Annotated in this window: 1 protein-coding gene; it reads left to right on the plus strand. The window is 35.7% G+C overall.

All coding sequences use genetic code 11. The annotated features are described in order from the left end of the window. Positions 1 to 387 precede the first annotated feature (387 nt). The coding region (locus ACG9ZB_RS16665; RefSeq protein WP_419326798.1) for a diguanylate cyclase at positions 388 to 1,045 on the plus strand (658 nt) is incomplete at its 3' end.

The raw sequence follows: 1,045 nt of genomic DNA on the forward strand, positions 1-1,045 counted from the left end.
TCAAGGGTCACAGTTCAGAAATAATCCCCAATTTCTGCGGACAACTCTTGGGATAAAAAGTGACCAAACTTGTACGTTTTGGCGCACATTCATTCAGGGGCTTTGCGTCTATGCCATTCTTCATCAATTTCTTATCATGGGGACATAGAGAGCAGGATGCTCCAGATAAGAATAACAAGATCAGATACAAGGAATGTGAGGTACGACAGGAGTTATACCTAAGCATCAAATACGAAAAACCCTGGCAGGATGTCGGGGTTTTTTATTCTCTATTTTTTAGATTAAGCTTGTAAGTGTATATACAATGAGAATTAAAGTTTCTATTGGTCCTATTAAATAGCATTTTGCCACTTCTAGGTTCAATCCTAATCAAAATAGTGAGTAATTATGATCCATTCTTATGAAAACTTTAAAGATTTTAAAGATGCTGGTGAAAAAATTTTAGAGTATTTACATAATCACTTAGGCTTTGCTTTATGGATGATTACTCGTACTGAAAGTAATGATTGGATAGTTTTGCAAGCTAAAGATCATGGATATGGAGTACAGGCAGGACAGGTCTTCAATTGGGCTGACTCATACTGCTCTAAGATGGTATTAGATAAAGGGCCACGCATAGCACCTGATTCGAAAAAGATTCCACTGTATGTAGAAGCAGGCATCAACAAACTGGTCGATATAAACGCCTATATTGGGCAACCTTTATTCAATGAGGATGGTTCTATTTTCGGCACATTATGTGCTATTGATCCATCAGTACAGCCTCAAAGCATAGAACAACATAGTGATCTATTAGAGCTATTAAGTTTATTACTTAGTCGAATTTTACAAAATGAACTTAAAATTAATGAACAAAAAAGAGTTAGTGAAAAGCTTGAAATGGATTCATTAACCGATCATTTAACGGGTGTTTTTAATCGTCGTGCTTGGGATACATTTTTGGATTTAGAGGAAGATCGATGTAAAACGTACGGACATCCAACCACAGTGATTATGATAGATTTAAATGACTTAAAAGCTATAAACGATAAATTTGGTCATTCGG

Source organism: Acinetobacter johnsonii (assembly GCF_048551975.1).
In the GTDB taxonomy this organism is placed as follows: Bacteria; Pseudomonadota; Gammaproteobacteria; order Pseudomonadales; family Moraxellaceae; genus Acinetobacter; species Acinetobacter johnsonii_A.